The organism is Rubrivivax sp. JA1026 (genome assembly GCF_011065555.1).
GTDB classification, from domain to species: domain Bacteria; phylum Pseudomonadota; class Gammaproteobacteria; order Burkholderiales; family Burkholderiaceae_C; genus Rubrivivax; species Rubrivivax benzoatilyticus.
In genome coordinates this window covers 231801-254634 of sequence record NZ_JAALCQ010000007.1, presented here as the reverse complement: position 1 = coordinate 254634, position 22834 = coordinate 231801, and the positions used below count along the sequence as shown (strand labels likewise).

General features: G+C 70.2%; 21 protein-coding genes and 1 pseudogene. 16 read left to right on the top strand and 6 right to left on the bottom strand.

Going from position 1 to position 22834, the window contains the following annotated elements:
• The 13 genes and pseudogenes from G5B56_RS13765 to G5B56_RS13705 form a co-directional block, all read left to right on the top strand.
• Positions 1-391, top strand: a pseudogene (locus tag G5B56_RS13765) (succinate--CoA ligase subunit alpha); the annotation flags it as partial.
• A gap of 172 nt (positions 392-563) precedes the next feature.
• Positions 564-1259, top strand: coding sequence for a TerC family protein (locus G5B56_RS13760; RefSeq protein WP_164963551.1), 696 nt, complete (start codon positions 564-566; stop codon positions 1257-1259).
• 247 nt (positions 1260-1506) lie between these two features.
• A complete protein-coding gene (locus G5B56_RS13755; RefSeq protein WP_009857912.1) occupies positions 1507-2208 on the top strand; it encodes a TerC family protein in 702 nt (233 codons plus the stop codon).
• A gap of 22 nt (positions 2209-2230) precedes the next feature.
• Positions 2231-2683 carry a hypothetical protein gene (locus G5B56_RS13750; RefSeq protein ID WP_164963550.1) on the top strand — a complete coding sequence of 151 codons (453 nt, stop codon included), beginning with the start codon at positions 2231-2233 and terminating at the stop codon, positions 2681-2683.
• Between the two features lie 115 nt (positions 2684-2798).
• Entirely contained in the window at positions 2799-3677 is an 879-nt protein-coding gene (locus G5B56_RS13745) for a serine/threonine-protein kinase (RefSeq protein ID WP_240920815.1), read from the top strand.
• An 83-nt stretch (positions 3678-3760) separates the two neighbouring features.
• Positions 3761-4549 carry a Stp1/IreP family PP2C-type Ser/Thr phosphatase gene (locus G5B56_RS13740; protein ID WP_009857909.1) on the top strand — a complete coding sequence of 263 codons (789 nt, stop codon included), beginning with the start codon at positions 3761-3763 and terminating at the stop codon, positions 4547-4549.
• Positions 4550-4649: 100 nt separating this feature from the next.
• On the top strand, positions 4650-5312 hold the full coding sequence (locus tag G5B56_RS13735; protein ID WP_009857908.1) for an FHA domain-containing protein: 663 nt from the start codon (positions 4650-4652) through the stop codon (positions 5310-5312).
• 242 nt (positions 5313-5554) lie between these two features.
• A complete protein-coding gene (locus G5B56_RS13730) occupies positions 5555-6340 on the top strand; it encodes an MBL fold metallo-hydrolase (protein WP_164963549.1) in 786 nt (261 codons plus the stop codon).
• A gap of 166 nt (positions 6341-6506) precedes the next feature.
• The gene (locus G5B56_RS13725; RefSeq protein ID WP_164963548.1) at positions 6507-6941 is read left to right on the top strand and encodes a pilin; all 435 of its coding nucleotides are present in this window, start codon (positions 6507-6509) and stop codon (positions 6939-6941) included.
• A gap of 97 nt (positions 6942-7038) precedes the next feature.
• On the top strand, positions 7039-8325 hold the full coding sequence (locus G5B56_RS13720) for a glycosyltransferase family 2 protein (RefSeq protein ID WP_164963547.1): 1287 nt from the start codon (positions 7039-7041) through the stop codon (positions 8323-8325).
• Between the two features lie 4 nt (positions 8326-8329).
• Positions 8330-9082 carry a hypothetical protein gene (locus G5B56_RS13715; protein WP_164963546.1) on the top strand — a complete coding sequence of 251 codons (753 nt, stop codon included), beginning with the start codon at positions 8330-8332 and terminating at the stop codon, positions 9080-9082.
• 6 nt (positions 9083-9088) lie between these two features.
• Complete coding sequence (locus G5B56_RS13710) at positions 9089-10249, top strand: hypothetical protein (protein ID WP_164963545.1); 1161 nt, start codon at positions 9089-9091, stop codon at positions 10247-10249.
• Between the two features lie 22 nt (positions 10250-10271).
• Positions 10272-11387 carry a glycosyltransferase family 4 protein gene (locus G5B56_RS13705; RefSeq protein ID WP_164963544.1) on the top strand — a complete coding sequence of 372 codons (1116 nt, stop codon included), beginning with the start codon at positions 10272-10274 and terminating at the stop codon, positions 11385-11387.
• A 35-nt stretch (positions 11388-11422) separates the two neighbouring features.
• On the opposite strand, the gene G5B56_RS13700 is transcribed toward G5B56_RS13705, so the two are convergent.
• Both G5B56_RS13700 and G5B56_RS13695 read right to left on the bottom strand, forming a co-directional pair.
• A complete protein-coding gene (locus G5B56_RS13700; protein WP_164963543.1) occupies positions 11423-12616 on the bottom strand; it encodes an oligosaccharide flippase family protein in 1194 nt (397 codons plus the stop codon).
• A complete protein-coding gene (locus G5B56_RS13695) occupies positions 12613-13752 on the bottom strand; it encodes a glycosyltransferase (RefSeq protein ID WP_164963542.1) in 1140 nt (379 codons plus the stop codon). The genes G5B56_RS13700 and G5B56_RS13695 overlap by 4 nt, the downstream gene beginning before the upstream one ends.
• A 134-nt stretch (positions 13753-13886) precedes the next feature.
• Between G5B56_RS13695 and G5B56_RS13690 the strand changes: the two genes are divergently transcribed.
• Entirely contained in the window at positions 13887-15647 is a 1761-nt protein-coding gene (locus G5B56_RS13690; RefSeq protein ID WP_164963541.1) for a PglL family O-oligosaccharyltransferase, read from the top strand.
• Positions 15648-15655: 8 nt separating this feature from the next.
• On the opposite strand, the gene moaC is transcribed toward G5B56_RS13690, so the two are convergent.
• The gene (gene moaC, locus G5B56_RS13685; RefSeq protein ID WP_164963540.1) at positions 15656-16141 is read right to left on the bottom strand and encodes a cyclic pyranopterin monophosphate synthase MoaC; all 486 of its coding nucleotides are present in this window, start codon (positions 16139-16141) and stop codon (positions 15656-15658) included.
• Positions 16142-16285: 144 nt separating this feature from the next.
• Between moaC and G5B56_RS13680 the strand changes: the two genes are divergently transcribed.
• Positions 16286-17860: a M48 family metalloprotease gene (locus G5B56_RS13680; protein ID WP_164963539.1), complete on the top strand. Its 1575-nt coding sequence runs from the start codon at positions 16286-16288 to the stop codon at positions 17858-17860.
• Between the two features lie 10 nt (positions 17861-17870).
• Here G5B56_RS13680 and G5B56_RS13675 read toward each other — a convergent pair whose 3' ends face one another.
• Positions 17871-18230 (bottom strand): phage holin family protein, encoded by a 360-nt coding sequence (locus tag G5B56_RS13675; protein ID WP_029718878.1) that lies wholly within the window; start codon positions 18228-18230, stop codon positions 17871-17873.
• Between the two features lie 168 nt (positions 18231-18398).
• Between G5B56_RS13675 and G5B56_RS13670 the strand changes: the two genes are divergently transcribed.
• Positions 18399-18839, top strand: a complete 441-nt coding sequence (locus G5B56_RS13670; RefSeq protein ID WP_009857898.1) for an SWIB/MDM2 domain-containing protein — start codon at positions 18399-18401, stop codon at positions 18837-18839.
• Positions 18840-18897: 58 nt separating this feature from the next.
• Here the strand turns inward: G5B56_RS13670 and G5B56_RS13665 are convergent, their stop codons facing one another.
• Positions 18898-19749 carry a hypothetical protein gene (locus G5B56_RS13665; protein ID WP_138938871.1) on the bottom strand — a complete coding sequence of 284 codons (852 nt, stop codon included), beginning with the start codon at positions 19747-19749 and terminating at the stop codon, positions 18898-18900.
• 126 nt (positions 19750-19875) lie between these two features.
• Positions 19876-22821, bottom strand: coding sequence for an excinuclease ABC subunit UvrA (gene uvrA / locus G5B56_RS13660; protein WP_164963538.1), 2946 nt, complete (start codon positions 22819-22821; stop codon positions 19876-19878).
• Positions 22822-22834: the final 13 nt, after the last annotated feature.

Genomic DNA, 22834 nt, shown 5'->3' with positions numbered 1-22834 from the left:
TGAAGCGGTGGCGCAGCTCTCCGAACTCGGCATCGGCCAATCGAGCGCAGTCGGCATCGGCGGCGACCCGATCAACGGCCTGAAGCACCTCGACGTGATGCGGCTGTTCAACGAGGACCCGGACACCGACGCGGTGATCATGATCGGCGAGATCGGAGGCCCCGACGAAGCCGACGCGGCGCGCTGGTGCAAGGAGCACATGAAGAAGCCGGTGGTCGGCTTCATCGCCGGCGTCACCGCGCCGGCGGGCAAGCGCATGGGTCACGCCGGCGCGCTGATCTCCGGCGGCGCCGACACGGCGGATGCCAAGCTGGCGATCATGGAGGAGTGCGGCTTCACGATCACGCGCAACCCGTCCGAGATGGGGCGGCTGCTGCAGAAGCTGATCTGAGCGGCACGCGCCGCCACTGAACGAGGCCCGGCACGTCCGGGCCTCGGTGTTTCAGGCGCCGCGCGACCGTGCGTAGTTCCACGCACCGGGCACGTTCGAACGCTGCCTACACTGAACGCCAACAAAGCCCGGCGTCGTTCCAGCGCCGGGCATACGCATAACACGGGGTGTCATGGAAATCACGACGGCGGCCTTCTGGGCCGCACTGGGCTCGATCATCTGGGTCAACGTGCTGCTGTCCGGCGACAACGCGGTGGTCATCGCGCTCGCCGCGCGCGCCCTGCCGGCGCATCAGCAGAAGAAGGCGATCTTCTGGGGCAGCGCGGCGGCGATCGTGATGCGCATCGTGCTGACCATCGTCGCCGCACGGCTGCTGCAACTGCCGTTCCTGAAGATCGTCGGCGCGCTGGCCCTGCTCTACATCGGCGTGGATCTGCTGCTCGAGGACGACGAGGGTGGCGATCAGGGCGCCAACGAGGGCCAGGGCAACATCCTCTCCGCCATCCGCACCATCCTCGTCGCCGACCTGGTGATGAGCCTGGACAACGTGCTGGCGGTCGCCGCCGCTGCCAACGGCGACGTGCCGCTGCTGGTCATCGGGCTGGCGGTCAGCATCCCGTTGATCATCTTCGGCAGCACGCTGCTGCTGCGCGTGATGGAGCGCTACCCGCTGATCGTCACCGCAGGCGCCGCGCTGCTCGGTTTCCTCGCCGGCGAGATGCTGATGACCGATCCGGCCGTCGTCGAGCGCTTCGGCGAGCTGCCGCACGCGCTGATCAACACCGTCGGCGCGCTCGGCGCCGCGCTCGTCGTCGGCCTGGGCACGCTGCTGCAGCGGCGTGCCGCTGCCCGCCGCACCGGGGAGTAAGTGTCCTCACGTACCCGGCGCCGCGGGGGGAGTGGTTATCATCCCTGCAACCGAAGGGGAGTAGCTCCCGTCGGCCCGCCCGGGCAGGACCAGGACGGAGCCCGACGTTGGCGGGCCGTCAGTACGAAGCGCAGCTTCCGGTCCGTCGGGCCATAACCACACAACTCCAGCCGAGCGAGACCTTCGACGCCAGGGCGCGCCGCGAAAGCGGCGTGCTCGCCGTCGTTCGTTCTCGCCCGGAGTCCGCATGGAGTTTCTGTCCCCCGCCTGGTTTTCGGCGCTCGCCGCCATCATCCTGATCGACCTCGTCCTCGCTGGCGACAACGCGATCGTCATCGCCCTGGCCGCGCGCCAGTTGCCCGAGCACCTGCGCAAGCGCGCCATCGTCTGGGGCACCGTGGGTGCGGTCGTCGTGCGCTCGACGATGACGCTGGCGGTCGTCTGGCTGCTCAAGGTGCCGGGGCTGATGCTCGTCGGCGGTCTGGGTCTGGTGTGGATCGCCTACAAGCTGCTCGTGCCGCAGGCCGAGGAAGGCGAACACGGCGTGGGCGCGACGACGTTCTGGGGCGCGATGCGCACGATCATCGTCGCCGACGCGCTGATGGGCGTCGACAACGTGCTGGGCGTCGCCGGCGCGGCGCACGGCAGCTTCGACCTGGTCGTCATCGGCCTGCTGATCAGCATCCCGATCGTCGTCTGGGGCAGCTCGCTGGTGCTCAAGCTCGTCGACCGCTACCCGGTCATCACCTACGTCGGCGCCGGCGTGCTGGCCTTCACCGCGGCCAAGATGATCGTCGGCGAACCCCTGCTCGACGAGGTCTACGATCCCAACCTCGCGGCCCGGCTCGCGACCTACTTCGTGTTCGTCTGCGGCGTGCTGGCCGCAGGATGGTGGGCGTCGCGCCGCGCGCGGCTGCAGCGCGACGCGGAACCCCGCAACGCGGGCTGAGTCCCAGTCCGCAGGAGGCACCATGGAACAGATCGCAGTCTTCGTCGACGACGCCGAGCACGCGCGTCGCATCCTGGCGCCGATGCTCGCGCAGGCCGCCGGCCCGACACGCTGGGTCGTCGTCGGCTGCGCGCCCAAGCTGACGCACCGCGTCGGCAAGTGGGTGTCGCATCGCAGCCGCGAGAACTGGCGCGAGCAGTGGCTGCGCACCCTGCGGGACCGCCTGGAGCCGACCTTCGCCATGGCCTCCGGCGAGCGCGAGTGGATGGTGGCGCGCGCACCGCTGCCCGACGTCAGCGCGCGCCTGCGTCGCCGCCTCGGCGCGGATCTGCGCCTGCTCGACGCCCGCCGGCCCAAGCTGGGGGCGGTGATGCCGCCGCTCAGCGCCGAACAGCCGGCCGCCCAGGACCATCGCTGGTCCACCGGCCTGGCGGTCGCCACCGGCATGGCGACGGTGCTCGCGCTCACCGACTGAGCCCGCCGAGCCCGCGAACGTGGGGTGCACGCGGCCGGCGCGGCGGGCCGCTGCGGGGTCGGCGCTGTGCTAGCGTCGAGCGCCTGTCCCCGCCGAGTCCGTCGCCCTGTCCTCCGTGCGCTCCGACCCCCTCGTGTGCGGCCCCGTCGTGGGCGGCTACCGCCTCGACGGCCTGATCGGCAGCGGCCAGCACGGCGACGTCTACCTGGCCACGCACCCGGACAGCGGCATGCAGGTCGCCGTCAAGCGGCTTCGCCTGCCCGCCGGCGACGCGCAGCAGCGCGGCGAACTCGCCCGACGCTTCGTCGCCGAGGCCCAGACCACCCGGCGGCTGGACCATCCGGACATCGTGCGCGTGCTGGAGGCCGGCTGCGACGAGGCCGGGCCCTGGCTGGTGATGGAACTGCTGCACGGCTGCAGCCTCGAGCGCTACACCCGCGCCGCGCGCCTGCTGCCCGAGCCGGTCGTCGTGGCCCTGGTCGCGCGTGTCGCCCGTGCGCTGGCCTGTGCCCATGCCCAGGGCGTCGTGCACCGCGACCTCAAGCCGGCCAACGTCATCGTCGACTGGGGCGCGCGCCGGGTCACGCTGAGCGACTTCGGCCTGGCGCGCGATGCCGATGCCGAGAACACGCGGACCGGCCTGGTGCTGGGCTCACCCGACTACATGGCGCCGGAGCAACTGGCGGGCGCCACCGCCGCGCCGGCCGGCGATCTCTACGCGCTCGGCGTCATGCTCTTCGAGCTGCTGGCCGGCCGCCGCCCGCACGAAGCCGCGTCGCTGGGCGAGCTGCTGCAGCAGGTCGCCCAGCGCACGCCGCCCGACCTGCGCACCCTCCGTCCCGAGCTGCCGCCGGCACTGTGCGATCTGGTCGCCGCCTTGTTGAGCAAGCAGCCGGCCGCACGCCCCGCGTCGGCCGCTGCGGTGGCCGACGCGCTGGATCTCATCCTCTCGACGATTGATTCGCCGCGGCGCGGATCGAAGTCACGACCTTGACGAGAGTCGACGGCTGAGTGGGTGTTCTTCGATGCACAATCGCAAAAAACCATGATCTTGCGTCCGAGGATTGCGCCGTGCCGATGACGACCGAGTTCTGCTCGGCCGTCGACACCGGCCGCGCCCGCAGCAACAACGAAGACTCGGTCGCGGTCGACGAGGCCACGTCGCTGGCGGTGCTGGCCGACGGCATGGGCGGCTACAACGCCGGGGAGGTGGCCAGCCAGATGGCCACGACCTTCATCGTCGGCGAGCTCGGCCGCTGGCTGCACGAAGCCGGCGCGCAGGCCGGCGACACCGACGTGCGGCGCGCGATGGACATCTGCGTCGACAACGCCAACCGCGCGATCTTCAACGCCGCCAACGCCAACCCGCAGTACGCCGGCATGGGCACGACGCTGGTCGTCGCCGTGTTCCGCGAGGGCCGCGTCATCATCGGCCACGTCGGCGACTCGCGCGCCTACCGCATGCGCGCCGGGCGCCTGCAGCAGATCACGCGCGACCACTCGCTGCTGCAGGAGCAGATCGACGCCGGCCTGATCACGCCCGAGCAGGCGGCCTTCTCGTCGAACAAGAACCTCGTCACGCGCGCCGTCGGGGTCGAGGACACCGTGCTGCTGGAGATGCACCCGCACGACGTCATGCCCGGCGACCTGTACCTGCTGTGCTCCGACGGCCTGTCGGACATGCTCGACGACGGTGCGATCGGCCGCCTGCTGGCGGCTTGCGGCGAGTCCCTCGACGAAGGGTGTCGCAACCTCATCGATGCGGCCAATGCCGCAGGTGGAAGGGATAATATCTCGGTGATCCTGGTCCGCGTCTCGGGGGGCGCGGGGGCTGCCGCCCGGTCCTGGTGGCCGTTCCGCCGCTAGCCGGTCATCGGTGCCGGCCTTCACGGTCCCCTCATCGCCTTCCCCTGCTGGCAGGGCCATTGCACGCCGCGGCTGAACGCCGGCACATCTGAGGTCTCGAATGGGCAAGCTGGTCGTTTCGCTCGACGGTGTCGTCATCAAGGAAGTCCAGATCACGAAGGACAAGACGACGCTCGGGCGGCGCCCGTACAACGACATCGTGATCGACAACCTCGCCGTCAGCGGCGAGCACGCCGTGCTGCAGATGGTCGGTGCCGACGTCTTCATCGAAGACCTCAACAGCACCAACGGCACCTACATCAACGGCAAGGCGATCAAGAAGCAGCTGCTGGCGCACGACGACACCGTCGAGATCGGCAAGTACAAGATCAAGTACCTGACCGAGGACAGCACCGACTACGAGCGCACGATGGTCATGCGGCCGGCACAGCCGTCGCCGCCGCCCTTCGCGTCCGCCGGCCCGACCCGCTCGGGTCACGCGCCGATCGCGGCCGCACCGGCGGGCAGCGCCTCGATCAAGGTCCTCAACGGTGCCGCGGCCGGCCGCGAGGTGACGCTGACCAAGGTCGTCACGACGGTCGGCAAGCCCGGCGTGCAGGTGGCCTCGATCACGCGCCGGCCCAACGGCTACGCCTTCGCGCATGTCGAGGGCAGCAACCGGCCCAGCGTCAACGGCGTGCCGCTGATCGGCGACTCGGTGCCGCTGCGCAACGGCGACGTCATCGAGCTCGCCGGCACGGCGATGCAGTTCATCCACCACTGAGGCGCGAGCGCCGGGCCGCTCTCGGGCGGCTTGGTGCCCCGGAGCGGCGTTGCCGCATCGCGTCGTCGGCCGGCTCGCCGCGGGCGCCAGGGGTGCCGTGTGACCGTCTTCACGCTCGCGCCGTCTGCCGTGCGGCGCACCCCTGCCGAAGCGGGCTGAACGTCGATTCCGCGGCTTGCGCGGGGCGCCGGCGGCGGTCAGCATGCGCCTTCCGTCGGATGTCCGGCGGCTCATCACCGCCCATGCAGATCCGCGTCCTCGGTTGTTCCGGCTCCATCGCGGCCGGCAGCCGAACCACCTCGTTCCTCGTCGACGACGACGTGCTCGTCGACGCCGGCACGGGAGTCGGCGACCTCGCGCTCGACGAGCTTGCCCGCATCGACGACATCTTCGTCAGCCACTCGCATCTCGACCACGTGCTCGCGATCGCCCTGCTGGCCGACAGCGTCAAGCGCCTCCGTGCCGACGTCGGGCGGCCGCCGATCCGCGTGCATGCGCTGGCCGAGACGCTGCACGCGCTGCGCACCCACGTGTTCAACGGCGTCATCTGGCCCGACTTCACGCGGCTGCCCAGTCCAGAGCGGCCGATCCTGTGCTTCGAGCCCTTCGCCGTCGGCGACCGGCTGGCGCTGTCGCGCGGGCGTTCGCTCGAGGTGCTGCCGGCGGCGCACACGGTGCCGGCGGTCGGCTTCGCGCTGCTCGACGCGGCCGGCCGCGCCTGGGCCTACAGCGGCGACACCGGCCCGGTGCCCGCGCTGTGGCGCCGCCTGGCCGAGATGGACCTGCGCGGGCTGATCGTCGAGACCGCGTTCGGCGACGACGAGCGCGAGCTGGCCGACGTCAGCCGCCACCTGTGTCCCACGCTGCTGCGCGACGAGCTGGCGCAGCTGCGCCGGCCGGTGGACGTCTACATCACGCACATCAAGCCCGGCATGGTCGATGCTGTGATGTCGCAGGTCGCGGCGCAGGCCGGCCCGCATCGCGTCAGTGCGCTGCACACCGGCCAGTGCCTGCAGTTCGGCGAGTGACCAAATCCGTCGCTTTGCGCCCGTCACGGCACACCATGCGGCCCGCGAAGTGACGTTTTTCGTCAGTGGCCGTGAACCAGTCGACAACCCACGGCATGGCACGCCCCCTGCAAATGCGGGGTGTCCTCGACCTTCCCTTTCCACTCACCCCACGGGAGTTCCGTCCATGAAGCGAGTCCAACAAGGTTTCACCCTGATCGAACTGATGATCGTCGTCGCGATCATCGGCATCCTGGCCGCCGTCGCGCTGCTGGCCTACCAGGACTACACGAAGAAGGCCAAGATCTCCGAGCTCATCCTGGCGGCGTCGGCATGCCGTACCACCATCACCGAGGCCGTGCAGACGGCCGCTTCCAGCACCCTTCCTGGCGCCAACGAGTGGGGTTGCGAGCAAAGCACCTCGCCTTCCAAGTACGTTGAGAAGGTCGAAACTGACGAAAATGGCGTCGTGACCGTGACCGCCCAGGGTTTTGGCGATTCGGAAATCGATACCAAGACCATCACGCTGACCCCCAGCACGCTGACGATCGGCCAGCCGATCGAGAGCTGGACTTGTGGTGGCTCGATCCCGGCCAAGTTCCGCCCGGGCTCCTGCAAGTAAGTCGGCCTTTGGCCATAGGAAGAAGGCAGCCCCTGTGCTGCCTTTTTTCTTTGTGACCCCGGCCCGCGTCGTGTTTTGATCACGGCATCTGTGACGAATGGATCCTGGCGTGACTCAAACCGTCTCCTTCGAACGAGAAGCCTTGCTCCCCGCCACGCATTCGGGCACTGGCGCTGCGGTTGCCCATTTGCCTGCTGACGTCTGCGAGTTGACGATCCTCATGCCCTGCCTCAACGAGGCGAAGACGCTCGGTCGCTGTATAGCCAAGGCGCGGAGCTTCCTGGCTGAATCGGGCGTCGCCGGCGAGGTCCTTGTCGCCGACAACGGTTCGAACGACGGCTCGCAGGCGCTGGCGATCGAGCTGGGCGCTCGCGTCGTGCACGTCGCCGAACGCGGCTACGGTGCCGCGCTGCGCGCCGGCATCGTGGCCGCGCGCGGCCGCTTCGTCATCATGGGCGACTCCGACGACAGCTATGACTTCAGCGCGCTAGGCCCCTTCGTCGAGCAGCTGCGTGCCGGCCACGACCTCGTCGTCGGCAATCGCTTCCGCGGCGGCATTTCCGACGGCGCGATGCCGCTGCTGCACCGCTATCTCGGCAACCCGGTGCTCAGCTTCCTGGGCCGGCGCCTTTTCGGCGGGCCGCTGCGCGACTTCCATTGCGGCCTGCGCGGCTTCCGCCGCGACGTGATGCTCTCGCTGCACCTGGTGACCCCCGGCATGGAGTTCGCCAGCGAGATGATCGTCAAGTCTCTGCAGGCGCGGCTGCGCGTCGCAGAAGTGCCGGTGACGCTGTCCAAGGATGGTCGTGACCGGCCGCCGCACTTGAATACCTGGCGCGACGGCTGGCGCCACCTGCGCTACCTGATGCTGTATGCGCCGCGCTGGCTGTTCCTCTATCCCGGGCTCGTCGTGTTCATGCTCGGCTTGCTGCAACTGGCGCTGGCAAATGCCGTTCATCCAGGTCATACGGCCTGGCCGCTGGGCATCCATACCCAGCTGTTCGCGGCTGCGGCGATGGTGCTGGGCTACCAGACCCTGCTGTTCGCGATGGGAGCAGTGCTCGCGCGTCATTTCGCGCGACTCGACACGCCTCATCCCCGCGAGCGCTGGGCGATCGGCCTGGCAAGCGGCCCCGCGCTGCCTCTATGGGGAGGTGTCACAGCATTGGCGGGAGGCGCTCTCTGTGTCGCGCTTACGGTGCAGTGGGGCAGCGCTGGCTTCGGCGCACTCGATCCCCAGGTCGCGATGCGGAAGATCATCCCCGGCATTGCGCTGTTCCTGATCGGCACGCAGTCTTTGCTGGCGTCCGTTTTCTTCGCTGCTCTGAGAAGTGCCTTTGACTCCAGCCGCCCGGCACGTAACGGGGCGCGAGCGGTCAACTGACGCCGTGACACGTGCCCTGGTGCTCGAGGCGCTCCTGCTGACGCTCATTGCGGCGGCCGCAGCGGCATCGATCCCGCTGTCTACCGGCTACCTGGCCTGGAGCTGGGATGCGCTGAACCATCACATCTACCTTGGCTTGACCGCGGAGTCGCCGCGCTGGGATCTCGACGTTGCCGCCGCGAGTTTCCAGTCCTACCAGTATCCGTACCTGTACTGGCCGGTCTATCGCATGGCGCTGTGGACCGGCCCCGGATCCACTGTGGCGGCGGCTTGGTCAGCGTTTCAGGCGGCGATGCTGTTGCCGCCGGTCTGGCTGATCAGCAAGCGGTTGATGCCGGACGCTCAAGGATTCGAGGGTATCGCTCTGCGCACCCTCGCCTGTCTTCTGGCTGGCATGAGCACGCTCGTACTTGTCTGCTTGGAGACCACGAGCAACGACTTGATGGCGGCCGTTCCGCTGCTTTGGGCTGTTGCCGTCAGCCTTCGTCCGGATGGTGCCGATCGCTCTGCAGCGCTGGCGGCGGCACTCTGGGGCGTGTCTGCGGCATTCAAACTGTCCAACGGCATGTTCCTGCCCGTACTGCTGCTGTGGTGGTGGCGTCCTGGTTGGCGCTTCCCTCTGCGGCGCGGTCTTGGGATTGCGGCGGGAGCCGCGCTCGGGTTCGTGTTTGCCTACGGGCCCTGGGGCTGGCAACTATGGGCGCTGACGGGCAACCCGTTTTATCCGTATCTCGGCCGCTGGTTCGCGGGGGGCTGAGCGGTGTTGCGTTTTCAACCTGATGGGTGGCTCGAAGGCCTGCTGCGCCCCCTGGTCCTGGCTGACCCTTCATCCGGCATCTATTTCGAGCAGGCGGCGCCCGACTGGCGCTTTGCCTTTCTCGGGCTGTTCGTGCTGCTGGTCTTGCTGGCGCGGCGTGGTCGGTTTGCGTTCACGTCGGATCAGGGTCGAACGCTCCTGTTGTTACTGCTGGCCTTATACGTCTGGACTTTCGTCCGCGGCAACGGGCGCTACTTCGCCTTCGGGCTGTTGCTCGTCGGGCCATTACTGGTAGTGGTCTGGCGTCGCCTGCCCGGTACACACGCGTTCCGCGCCAGCTTACTTGCGCTCCTCGTCGGCATGCAGGCGCATGCGCTTTACGAGCACTACATCCCCAACGTATGGGGTCTTTCACGTTGGCGCGACGGCCCGGGGCTCGCGATCGAGGACTCGCCGCTGAGGCATGAGCCTGCGGTGTTCCTGACTGCGACCGGCATCTCGTACTCGGTACTGGTTCCGGCCTTTGATCAACGTTCTCGCTGGGCCAACATTTCGGGCCAGGTCGACATCGTCCCTGGGATGCCTGAGTACTCCAGGTTGCAGGAACTGCTGGCAAGCCGCCTGCCGCGTTATCTGGTCGCACCGATCTCGTTCAAGTTCATGGACGATGAGGGGCAGCCGCTTGAAGAGGCACGGCAGCTCTACGCCTCGACCTTGGCGCGTTACGGACTCGGGTTGAGCGAGGAGCCGTGCACCCAGCTTCGTTCGAATCTCGCGCCGGGGCCGGATGCCGATGCGGCAGTGCGACCGCCTCGGCGCGGCTTCTGGATCTGCCGCGTGGTCGATGCGACCGCTTCCGCACCGACGGCCGCCCTGCACTTGGAGGACCGGACGTTGCGGGTGTTCGCGCAGATCGAGGCTCGCTGCCCGCGTTTTTTCCCACCCGGGTCGGGGCGTGACCGCAGCTTCGACGGCCTTGAGTCGCGCCACTACGGGGGAACCGACATGCGTCTGTACCGTGACTCAAGTGACCGAGTGATGTTCCGCTACTTCAGGGCCGTCAACACTGGCTTCGTGGGGACGGGTGAAGACATCCTCAGCGGCCGCTTCGAGCTTCCGTGCAACAAGATGCCTGGTCGCTACAGGTTGCCATGGGCGGCGGACTAGTAGTGGGCGCTTGACGGACAGCATGAAGACATTGCGAATCGCCCATGTCGTAGCCGATGGCCGTCCGGGCGGCGGCAGTACCAACGTTCTGGCGCTCATCGACCACTTCCGCGCAGAGGCAGGTGCCGAGGTAACCCTCGTCTCACAGCCCGCTTCGTACCTGCAAGAGGAGGCCGCGAGGAGAGGCGTGGATTTCGTCGGCGTCGACTTCTTCGGCTTTCCCGGGGATCCGCGAGTCGCGGGCCGACTCGCCCGAGCACTCGGGGCCCGCCGGTTTGACCTGACCCATGTGCATGGCCTGCGCGCGGCGCACTACACCGTCCAGGCCCGCCTCCGCGTATGCCTAGGGGCGCTGGTCTACACCGTACGCGGCCTGCACCAGCAGAACTTTGCCGCGCCCTTGCGCTGGTTGGCGAACCAAGCCGATCGGCGTGTGATGCGGAGCGTGGACGCGCGGGTCTTCGTTTCGCATGCCGATCTCGCGTCCGCCCGGAACTTTGCGCTCGTGGCGCCAGGATGCGAAGGCGAGGTGATCTACAACGGCATTGACCTTGGGAAAATGGCACGGCTCGAGCGTGACGAGCACGACATCGACGTACTCTTTCTGGGGCGGCTGGATCATCAAAAGAACCCGGTTGCGGCCGCACGCGTGCTCAGTGCATTGGCGGCGGATGGGTGCCGTTGTGTGCTGGCGGGCGACGGGCCACTGGCCGAGACGACCCTCCGCGTGCTGGCCACTACGCCAGGTGGCAATCGTGTCGAGCGGTTGGGAGCACAACCGCACAACGATGCGCTTGCACTGGTATCGCGCGCCCGGCTGCTGCTGATGCCGTCTCGCTGGGAGGGGCTGCCTGGCTTGCCGATGGAAGCGATGGCGTTGGGGGTTCCGACGGTTGCCGCTTGGCACCCCGGAACTGCCGAGGTGATCGACGACGGTGCAACCGGCGTGCTCCTTCCTCAGGGAGATGAACACGGGATGGCTCAGGCGCTGCGCCGCTTGCTCGACGACGCGGATGCTCATGTCGCCTTGGTAGCGCGAGGAGCTGCCCGCGTCAAACGCCTGTTCGACCAGCAGGGCTGTTTCGCCCGCTATCGCGCGCTGTACGAGCGACTCCTGTCAGCGGGGGGCTCGCGCTGAGTCGTTTGCGGTTGCCTAGGTGTGGGGCACCCTTCTCAGGGACGCCGCAGCGCAGGAGCCATTGCCAATAGCGTCGCGGCACTGGCGATGACCAGGGCCCAAGCTGCCCCGACTGCGCCAAATGCCGGAACGAGCGCAACCAGCCCGCCGGCTTGCACGAGGAGGCCTACGGTGACGGCACGCGCAAACGCAGCATCTTGCTGGCGTGCCACAAGACCTAGCGTGCCGAACGCGGTGGCAGCAGTCGAGCCGATCACCGCCAAGCTCATCACCCGCAGTGCTTCGGCGGCTTCCCCGAAGCCCTCCCCGGCAACGAATGTCACCATGACCTTTGGAATCATCGTCAGCGGCAGCGCGGCGATTGTGGCCATGGCCAGCAGTAGCGTCGGCAGCCGCGCCGCGCTTGTCCCGGCACGCTGCCTTGCAACGATGATCGGAAACAGCGCCTGCCCCAGCGCGGTGAACAGCCCCTGAATGCCGGCTCGGATCTTGTCAGCCGCTGCGTACTGTCCGAGGGTCGCGTGCGAACCGAGGGTTCCGATCAACGTCTGCACCAGGGCTGATCCGAGGGCTGGCATTGTCGTGATCCATGCGGTCGACAGACCAAGCCTGAACGTTTCGGCGATCTCCGCCCTGTGCACCCGTCGGGGGCGAAGCATTGGACGAAGTTCGCGATGGCCCATAACGAGCACCAGTGCCGCTAGCGGTGCTGCGCAGTTCAAGACCGAGGCGATTACCACGTCTGCCGGCCCTGCGACGAATACGGTGATCATGAGCAGCATTGCGGCTCGTGCTGCCAACAAGGCCCCCGCCATCTGCAGCAGCAGGTGGCGTGCCAGCAGGTACCAAGTCGGGAAGGCGATAGCGCCGGCGATGGCTGTCGCCGTGGCGGGCAGGAGGTCTGTAGCCTGTGGCAACAGCGCGACGATGAAGAGTGCAGACGTACCGATGCAGACCTTGGTGGCGATAACCGACCAGTACAGCCTGTGTCGCGCGATGGGGTCCTCTGCCCAATGCACGGCCTGGCGTGTGGCGGCGTAGTTGAAGCCAAAGTCTGTGAGCGTGCCCAGCCCCAAGCTGATCGCCACGGCCAGCACGCACTGGCCGTAGCCTGCTGCCCCCAATGTGCGCATCAGGTAGGTCTGAGTCAGGAAGCCGATGACGAGACTGGCGGCTTCCAGCCCGGCAACGCCCGCAGGGCCCATCCAAAGGCGAGCGTGCGGCGTCACGGGGACGGTCCGTGCGTCTGCCACGCAGCCCAGTGCAACCTTACCCAGTCCTCGAACTCCCGGCGGAAGCGCTGTCGTCCAAAACCTTCAGCACTGATCCGGCAGCGCTGGTGCAAGTCGCTATCCCAGCCTGCCTCCGACTCTACGATCGCGTTGGCGAGCGCTTCGGGAGTCGCCGGCGCAAAGAGCCAAGCGTTGTCGCCGTGTCGGAGATAGTCCAGTGCCCCCCCGCGCGCGTAGGCGATGACCGGTGTTCCGGCGGCGAGCGCCTCGACCGGCGCGATGCCGAAGTCTTCGACGGCGGCGAACACAAACGCCCGCGCGGCAGCCAGCCGCGCCTGCTTGTCCGCTTCGCACACCGGCCCCGTGAAGCGCACGTTCGCCGGCGCTACGCGGCGCAGGCCTTCCAGTTGCGGGCCGCCGCCGACCACCGTCAACTCGCGATCCGGCAGCCGCCGGAACGCCTCGACCATCAGCGCCGTGTTCTTGTAGCCCATCAGCCGCCCGACGGTGACGTAGCCCTGGCGTTCGCGCCCCGGCGCTGGCGGCGATACCTCGACCGGCGGGTGGATCACGGCGGCCTCGCGCCGGTAGGCCTTCAGGATGCGCCGGCGCACGAAGTCGGAGTTCGCGGCGAAGTGGTCGACGCCGTTGGCCGTGTACGCATCCCAGGCGCGCAGGCGGTGGAACATGCGCCGCGCCAACCACGACTTCGGGCCCCGGTCCAGGCCTTCGGTGCGCAGGTACTCGTGCTGCATGTCCCAGGCGTAGCGCATCGGCGAGTGGCAGTAGCACAGGTGCAGCGCTTCCGGCGGCACCAGCACGCCCTTGGCGACGCAGTGGCTGCTGGAGATGACGAGGTCGTGCCCGCTCAGGTCGAGCTGCTGGATGGCCATCGGCATCAGCGGCAGGCAGCGCGTGAAGTAGCGCTCCACACCAGGCAGCTTCTGCAGCCAGGAGGTGACGGTGGCGCGCCGCGGCAGCCGCGTCGCGTCGGCTGCGGGCATACGGTCGATCAGCGTGTACAGCACCGCATCGGGGAACAGCGCCAGGATCTCTTCCAGGACGCGTTCGGCGCCTGCTCGGTCGACGAGCCAGTCGTGCACGACCGCGACGTTGCGGGGGGCTGCAGTCATCTCTGGAGGGCAGGGCTGGCGGGCACGCGGCGACGAGTGTATCTGCCGGGCCGTCGCGCACCTTCTTCTTGATAGCATCGCCGCGCTTCCGCGCCGGCGCACCGTTGTCGCCGTCTTGCGCGGGTCGTCCTTCCGTGCCTGCCCCAATCCCCGCCACCCTCGCGCGCGTCGCGCTGGCCATCCTCGCCGCCAGCGCCCCCTCGCTGCTGGCGTACAACCTCTCGCCTTCGCCGACCTTCCTGAACCAGGCGCTGGCGATCGCGCTGTGGGGCCTGTTCGTCGCGGCCTGCGCGCCGCGCTCGGGGGCCGACTGGCGTGGCGCCGGGGCGCTGCAGGCGGCGCTGGCCGTGGTGCTGGCCGGGGTGTGCTGGTCGTGGTCGCACGCGCTGCCGTCCAGCATCGCGCTGTCGGCGATCGGGCTGCTGCTGGCGGCGATGGTGATGGTCTCCGGCGGCGCCGCGGCGCAGTCGCGGGCCGATCCGCGCGCGGTGTTCGCCGCCTTCTGCGTCGGCTGGGCCGTGGCCGGGGTCTTCAACGTCGCCGTCGCGCTGGTGCAGGTCTTCGCGCCCGAGGCGGCCGACGGCCAGTGGATCGCGCGCTCGGGCATCCCCGGGCGCGCCGTCGGCAACCTCCGCCAGCCCAACCACCTGAGCAGCCTGCTGCTGTGGTCGGCGATCGCCGTCGTCGCGCTGGTCGAGCTCTACCGCGACGGCCGCATCGGGCGGGTGCTGCGCATCGCCGGGCCGGCGCTGTTCGCGGCACTGGTCTTCGCCGTCGTGCTGACGGCTTCGCGCACCGGCTTCGTCGGCGTGCTGCTGCTGGCGCTGTGGGGCCTCGCCGACCGGCGCCTGGCACGCCGCACCCGCTGGCTGCTGCTGGCCGCGCCGCTGGTCTACGTCGCCGGCTGGCTGGCGATGGCCGAATGGGCGCGCCTGTCGCAGCACGTCTTCGGCGGCGAGGCGCGGCTGGCCGAGAACGACCTGTCGAGCTCGCGCGTGCGCATCTGGCTCAACACGCTGGAGCTGATCCGCCGCCAGCCCTGGGGCGGCGTCGGCTTCGGCGAGTTCAACTTCGCCTGGACGCTGACCCCGTTCCCCGACCGTCCGGTGGCGTTCTTCGACCATTCCCACAACCTGCTGCTGCAGCTCGCCGTGGAGCTCGGCCTGCCGGCGGCGGCGGTGGTGCTGGCGCTGCTGCTGTGGGCGCTGGCGGCTTCGGGCCGGCGGGCGTTCGCGCCGCGCGGCGAGGCCCCGGGCGACGAACGCGGCGGCCTCGAGCGCCGTGCGGCCTGGGTCATGGTGCTGATGATCGGGCTGCACAGCCTGCTCGAATATCCGCTGTGGTACGCCTACTTCCTGCTGCCCGCGGCCTGGGCCTGGGGCTATGCCGCCGGGCACCGCCGCGGCCCGGCGATGCCCGGCGGCTGGCCGCAGCCCGCGCTCGTCGCCTCAGGCCTGGCGCTGGTGATCGGGGCCGCGCTCGCGGTGGCCGACTACCGGCCGGTCACGCGCATCTTCACCAGCGCCCCGGACGACCCGCCGCTCGTCGAGCGCATCGCGCGCGGCCAGCGCAGCGTCTTCTTCGCCCACCATGCCGACTACGCCGCGGCGACCACCGGCCTGGAGCCCGGCCCCGACGCGATGCAGCCCTTCGAGCACGCCACCCACCACCTGCTCGACACCCGGCTGATGATGGCCTGGGCCCAGGCGCTGGCGGCGCGCGGCGAGCTCGACGCGGCGCGCCATCTGGCCGAGCGCCTGCGCGAGTTCCGCAACCCGGCCAGCCGCGAGTTCTTCGCCGTCTGCGAGGCCCCGGCGCCGGCCGACGTCGAGCCGCCGTTCCAGTGCCAGTCGCCGCAGCGCGTGCCCGATTGGCGCGAGTTCTTCCGGCCCTGAGGCCGGCCTCAGGCCTGCGGCGCCACCCAGTCGCCGCTCTTGCCGCCGCGCTTCTCCAGCACGCGCACGTCGGTCATCACCATGCCGCGGTCGGCGGCCTTGCACATGTCGTAGATGGTGAGCAGGCCGACCTGCACCGCCGTCAGCGCCTCCATCTCGACGCCGGTGCGCCCGCGGGTCTCGACCTGGGCCTCGCAGCGCACGCTGGACGTGGCGGCGTCCAGCACGAACTCGACCGCCACGCGGGTGATCGGCAGCGGGTGGCACAGCGGGATCAGCTCGGCGGTGCGCTTGGCGCCCTGGATCGCCGCGATGCGCGCCACGCCCAGCACGTCGCCCTTGGCGGCGCGGCCCTGCGCGACGAGCTCGAAGGTGGCCGGCAGCATGCGGATCGTGCCGGCGGCACGCGCCACGCGGTGCGTCTCGTCCTTGGCGGCGACGTCGACCATCTGCGCCCGGCCCTGCGCGTCGAAGTGGGTGAGCGGAGAGTTCATCGGCGGAAACAAGGGGGCAACGCGACGATGTCATGATAGGCCGTGCTGCATGCACCTGCGCCGGCCGCGGCCGGCGCCCACGACGGACACTCTGCCTTGACGCCTTCCCACCCCCCGCGTCGCCCGCGTCGTCCCCGGGCCCTCGTGCTGGCGCTCGCGCTGGCGTTTGCCGTGCAGGCCGTGCCGGCCCAGGTGCGGCTGCCGTCGCTCGGCGAGTCGGCCGTCGAGGACATCACCGTCGGCGCCGAGCGCCGCGTCGGCGACCAGATCATGCGCCAGATCCGCGCCGATCCCGCCTACCTCGACGACCCGGTGCTGCTCGAGTACGTGGACTCGATCTTCCAGCCGCTGCTGGCCGCGTCGCGCCAGCGCGGCGATATTCCGCCCGACATCGACCGCCAGTTCGCCTGGGAGGCCTTCCTGGTGCGCGAGCGCAGCGTCAACGCCTTCGCGCTGCCCGGCGGCTTCGTCGGCGTGCACCTCGGGCTGATCGCGCTGACCACCAGCACCGACGAGCTGGCCTCGGTGGTCGCGCACGAGCTCGCCCACGTCACCCAGCGCCACATCGCGCGCGGCAGCATCGCCGCCCAGCGCACCACGATGCTCAGCATGGCCGCGCTGCTGCTCGGCGTGATCGCCGCGGCGCGCAGCAACAACGCCGACGTCGCCAACGCCGCGATCGCCGGCAGCCAGGCGGCGTCGATCCAGGGCCAGCTCAACTTCTCGCGCGACATGGAGCGCGAGGCCGACCGCATGGGCTACGGCACGCTCACCGCGGCGGGCTTCGCGCCGCAGGGCATGGCGCAGATGTTCGAGCGGCTGGACTCGGCCACGCGGCTCAACGACAGCGGCGGCTTCCCCTACCTGCGCAGCCACCCGCTGACCACCGAGCGCATCAGCGAGGCGCGCTCGCGTGCGCTGTTCGCCGGCGCCGGCGCGGGCGCGCCGCCGCTGCGCCACGCGCTGATGCAGCAGCGCGCGCGCGTGATGATGGACACCGACCCGCAGACCCTGCATCGCCTCGTCGACCAGGGCACGGCGGCTGCCGACGCGCCGCTGCGCGAACGCCTGGCGGCGGCCTATGCCGGGGCGCTGTCGGCCTCGCTGCTGCGCGAGCATGCCACCGCCGATCGCCTGGCCTCGCAGGCGCTGGCGCTGGCGGCGCGCGCCGAGCCGCGCGAGCCCCAGGCCGAACGCGACCTGCAACTGCTGCTGGCCCAGGTGCGGCTGGCGGCCGGCCAGCCGGCGTCGGCGCTGCAGGCGCTGGACACGATCACGGTCGACGCCCGCGGCCGGGCGCCGCTGCTGATGCGCGCCCAGGCGGCGCTGGACCTGCATCGTGCCGGCCAGCCGGCGCCGCAGGCGCTGCGTGCGGCCACCGAGGCGCTGCAGACCTGGGTCGCCGACCACCCGCGCGACGCCGGCGCCTGGATGCAGTTGGCGGCCACGTCCGACGCCTCCGGCTTCAAGCTGCGCGCCGTGCGTGCCGAGGCCGAGGCGCGCTACGTGTCGGGCGACCTCGTCGGGGCGATCGACCGCCTGCGCGCCGGCCAGGCCGCCGCCCGCGGCACCGCCGGCCAGGACTTCATCGAGGCCTCGGTGATCGACGCGCGCCTGCGCGAGCTGCGGGCGCAGCAGCGCCGCGCGTTCTGCGAGGCGGCGGCCGAAGGCGCCGTGGGCCCGGTCGAAGGCCTGGACCCGCGCGACTGCCCGCGCTGACGCGGCGCCCTCAGGGCGCCGAACGGCCGAAGAGCTGCTCGACGGCGGCGTCGATGACCATGCCGCACAGGCTGTAGATCACCGAGCCGATCAGCGCCGCGCCGAAGCCCGCGACGCGGAAGCCGTCGAGCATGCTGGCCGCGGCCCAGAACATCAGCGCGTTGATGACGAAGAGGAACAGGCCCAGCGTCAGCAGCGTAACGGGCAGGGTGAGCAGCACCAGCAGCGGCCTGACCAGCGTGTTGAGCAGCCCGAGCACGAAGGCGGCGATCAGCGCCGTGCCGAAGCCCTGCACGGTGACGCCGGGATAGAGGTTGGCCACGAGCAGCAGCGCGGCCGCCAGCAGGAACCATCTCGCGAGGATCTTCATGGGCCGCAGCATAGCGTGGCGAGAATGCCTTCCACCTATGAAAACCGCTTCTCAGCGACCCTCGTGAGGCAGTACCATCCCGCGTGCACGGCGCACCCTGCCAGACGAGGCTCGCATGAGACTTCGCGCAGCGCCGGCGTCGAGCCACATCTGACGGAGAACATCCCCATGGCAACTGCGAAGAAGACCGCCGCGAAGAAGACCGCGGCCACCAAGGCACCGGCGAAGAAGGCGGCTCCGGCCAAGAAGGCCGTCGCGCCGAAGAAGGCTGCTCCCGCCCCGGCGAAGAAGGTCGTCGCCAAGAAGGCCGCCGCGCCGGCGAAGAAGGCCGCTGCGCCGAAGAAGGCTGCCGCCAAGAAGCGCACCCCGAGCGCCGCCTTCATGAAGCCCCTGACCCCGAGCGCTGCGCTGGCTGCCGTCATCGGCGACAAGCCGCTGCCGCGCACCGAGATCACCAAGAAGGTCTGGGAGTACATCAAGAAGAACGGCCTGCAGGACAAGGCCAAGAAGACGATGATCAACGCCGACGCCAAGCTCAAGGCCATCTTCGAGAAGGCCCAGGTGTCGATGTTCGAGATGACCAAGCTGATCAGCAGCCACCTGAAGTGAACACGCGGGCGCTGCGGCGCCCCGGGTTCCAGACGAGGCCGGCGTCAGCCGGCCTTTTTCATGGCGTCGCCGCCGCCAGCGTCTGTTCGCAGAACGCGCGCATCGCGGCGTCCTCCACCTCGGCCAGCAGGGCCACCATCGCGGCGCGGTGATGCGCGGCGGCCTGGCCGTCGCCGGCCGCACGCGCCGCATGCACGGCGCACTCGTGGGCGAAGAAGCGCTCCGAAGCCTCGGCGTCGTGGGCCTCGCAGGCCGCGATGCAGGCCTCGGCATGGCGTCGCGCCTCGGCGCCGTGGCCCAGCGTCGCGTGGCACAGCGCCAGGTGATAGTCGGCGCGCTCGACGTGCATCCAGGTGCCGGCCCGCTCCCAGGCGCGGCGTTCGAGTTCGGCCATCTCGATCAGCAGCGCGTCCAGCGCCGGCTCGCGCGGGCCCAGGCGCAGCGCGTGCGTCACGTTGTGCGCGGTCGCGGCATAGGCGCGGCGCGCCGCCGGGTCGGGGTGGCTCGCGGCGCGGGTCTCCAGCGGCAGCACGCGCACGCGCGGCGAGTCGTGGCGCCCGAGGCGCAGCTCGGCCTCCACCACGTCGCCGAGCAGGCCCCAGCTCACGGCCTCGGGCAGCGGCTCGGCCGGCCGGCCCTCGATCTGCGCCAGCGCCCACTCGGCACGCACGCGCATCGCGTCGAGCCTCGTGCCGGACGGCAGCGCGGCGACGAAAGCCTGCAGCAGGTCGGTCCGGCCCAGGTGGCCGAGCATCGTGTGCCGCGCCAGATGCACGGCGTCGGCGCCGTCTTCGTCGTCGGGCAGCGTCGCAGCGCGCGCGACGAGCTCCTGCGACACGTCCTGGGGCGCCACGGGGTGGCGGTCCCAGGCCGCTTCCAGCCAGTCGCGCAGCGTCTGCGGGGTGTCCATCGTGTCCATCGGCCTCCCGGGCGGATCTGGAGCACCCATGCTGGCGTCAGCGCGGCCCGGGCGCCATCCCGAGCCGCCCGGATGCGGGGCCTCGGTCCTGGCCGGTCTCGCCGTGACCCGCCGGCTTCAGCCGCCCGTGTGCCAGCGCCGCGCCGTCTCCAGCAGCGGCGCCAGGAAGCGTCCGGTGTGGCTGCCGGGATGCGCGGCGATGTCCTCGGGCGTGCCGGCGATCAGCACGCGGCCGCCGCCGGCGCCGCCTTCCGGTCCCATGTCGATCAGCCAGTCGGCGGTCTTGATGACGTCGAGGTTGTGCTCGATGACGACGATCGTGTTGCCGGCGTCGCGCAGCTGGTGCAGCACCTTCAGCAGCAGGCCGATGTCGTGGAAGTGCAGGCCGGTCGTCGGCTCGTCGAGGATGTACAGCGTGCGCCCGGTGTCGCGCTTGGACAGCTCCAGCGCCAGCTTGACGCGCTGCGCCTCGCCGCCGGACAGCGTCGTCGCCGCCTGGCCCAGGCGGATGTAGCCCAGGCCGACATCGAGCAGCGTCTGCAGCTTGCGCGCGATCGCCGGCACCGCCGAGAAGAAGCCGTGCGCCTCCTCGACCGTCATCTCCAGCACCTGGGTGATGTTGCGGCCCTTGTAGAGCACCTCCAGCGTCTCGCGGTTGTAGCGTGCGCCGTGGCAGACGTCGCAGGGCACGTAGACGTCGGGCAGGAAGTGCATCTCGACCTTGATGACGCCGTCGCCCTCGCAGGCCTCGCAGCGCCCGCCGGCGACGTTGAAGCTGAAGCGCCCGGCGCCGTAGCCGCGCTCGCGCGCCATCGGCACCTCGGCGAAGAGCTCGCGGATCGGCGTGAACAGGCCGGTGTAGGTCGCCGGGTTGGAGCGCGGCGTGCGCCCGATCGGGCTCTGGTCGACGTTGATGACCTTGTCGAAGGCCTCCAGGCCGTCGATGCGCTCGTGCTCGGCCGGCTCGGCATGCGCCTGGTAGAGCCGCTTGGCCACCGCGGTGTAGAGCGTGTCGTTGACCAGCGTGCTCTTGCCCGAGCCGCTGACGCCGGTGACGCAGGTCAGCAGCCCGACCGGGATCTCGACGTCGACGCCCTTCAGGTTGTGGCCGCGTGCGCCGACGATGCGCAGCACGCCGCGTTCGGCGTCGGCGGCGACGCGCCGCTGGGGCACCTCGATGCGCAGCGTGTGCGCCAGGTAGCGCCCGGTCAGCGACTCGGGGTCGGCCGCCACCTCGTCGGGCGTGCCCTGGGCGATGACGCGCCCGCCGTGCACGCCGGCGCCCGGGCCCATGTCGACGACGTGGTCGGCGGCGCGGATCATGTCCTCGTCGTGCTCGACGACGAGCACCGAGTTGCCGAGGTCGCGCAGGTGCTGCAGCGTGCCGATCAGGCGCTCGTTGTCGCGCTGGTGCAGGCCGATGCTGGGCTCGTCGAGCACGTACATCACGCCCGACAGGCCGCTGCCGATCTGGCTGGCCAGGCGGATGCGCTGGGCCTCGCCGCCGGACAGCGTGTCGGCGCCGCGGTCCAGGCTCAGGTAGGTCAGGCCGACGTCGTTCAGGAAACGCAGCCGCGAGCGGATCTCGCGCACGATCTTGTCGGCGATCTCGGCCTTGGCGCCCTCGAGCTTCAGGCCCTCGAAGTAGGCCAGGCACTCGGCCAGCGTCGCGTGCTCGACGGCGTAGATCGGCAGGCCCCGGCGTGCGGCCTCGTCGCCGTCGGCGGCGTGGCGCAGGAAGACGTGGCGCGCCTCGCGCCGCAGCCGCGTGCCTTCGCACTGCGGGCAGGACTTGGCGGCCTGGTAGCGCACCAGGTCCTCGCGCACCGCGGCCGAGTCGGTCTCGCGAAAGCGCCGCTCGAAGTTCGGGATGATCCCTTCGAAGGGGTGGCGGCGCTTGACGCTGCGCTGGCGGCCCTTGGTGCCTTCGGCGGTGTACGAGAACTCGATCTCCTCGTCGCCCGAGCCGTAGAGCAGCACCTGGCGCGCCTTCGGGTCCAGGTCCTCGAACGCGGTGTCGATGTCGAAGCCGTAGTGCGCGGCCACGCTCTCCAGCAGCGAGAAGGTGTAGGCGTTGCGCCGGTCCCAGCCCTTCACGGCACCGGCGGCCAGGCTCAGCGACGGGAAGGCGACGACGCGCTCGGGGTCGAACACCGTCACCTGGCCCAGACCGTCACAGGCCGGGCAGGCACCGACCGGCGAATTGAACGAGAACAGCCGCGGCTCCAGCTCGGGCAGCGAGTAGCTGCACACCGGGCAGCCGAACTTGCTGCTGAAGAGATGCTCGCGGCCGCTGTCCATCTCCAGCGCGATGGCGCGCCCGTCGGCGATGCGCAGCGCCGCCTCGAAGCTCTCGGCCAGGCGCTGCTTCATGTCGGGCCGCGTCTTCAGCCGGTCGACGACGACGTCGATGTCGTGCTTCTCGGTCTTCTTCAGCGCCGGCAGCGCGTCGGCCTCGACGACGGCGCCCGGCTGGCCGTCGCTGCCGATGCGGAACCGCACGTAGCCGCGCGCCTGCATGTCGGCGAAGAGCTCGGCGAACTCGCCCTTGCGGTCGCGCACCACCGGCGCCAGCACCATCAGCTTGGTCTCGGGCGGCAGCGCGAGCACGGCGTCGACCATCTGGCTGACGCTCTGCGCCTGCAGCGGCAGGCCGTGCTCGGGACAGTAGGGCGTGCCGGCGCGCGCGTACAGCAGGCGAAGGTAGTCGTGGATCTCGGTGATCGTGCCGACGGTCGAGCGCGGGTTGTGGCTGGTGGCCTTCTGCTCGATCGAGATCGCCGGCGACAGCCCCTCGATGACGTCGACGTCGGGCTTGTCCATCAGCTGCAGGAACTGGCGCGCGTAGGCCGACAGGCTCTCGACGTAGCGCCGCTGGCCCTCCGCGTACAGCGTGTCGAAGGCCAGGCTGGACTTGCCCGAACCCGACAGCCCGGTGATCACGACCAGCGCGTGTTTCGGGATGTCGAGGTCGACGTTCTTCAGGTTGTGCGTGCGGGCGCCGCGCACGCGCAACGCCGGGGCTTCGGCGGCGGGTGCGGGGCGGGGGCGGTGTTCGGGCATCGGCTGAGCGTGC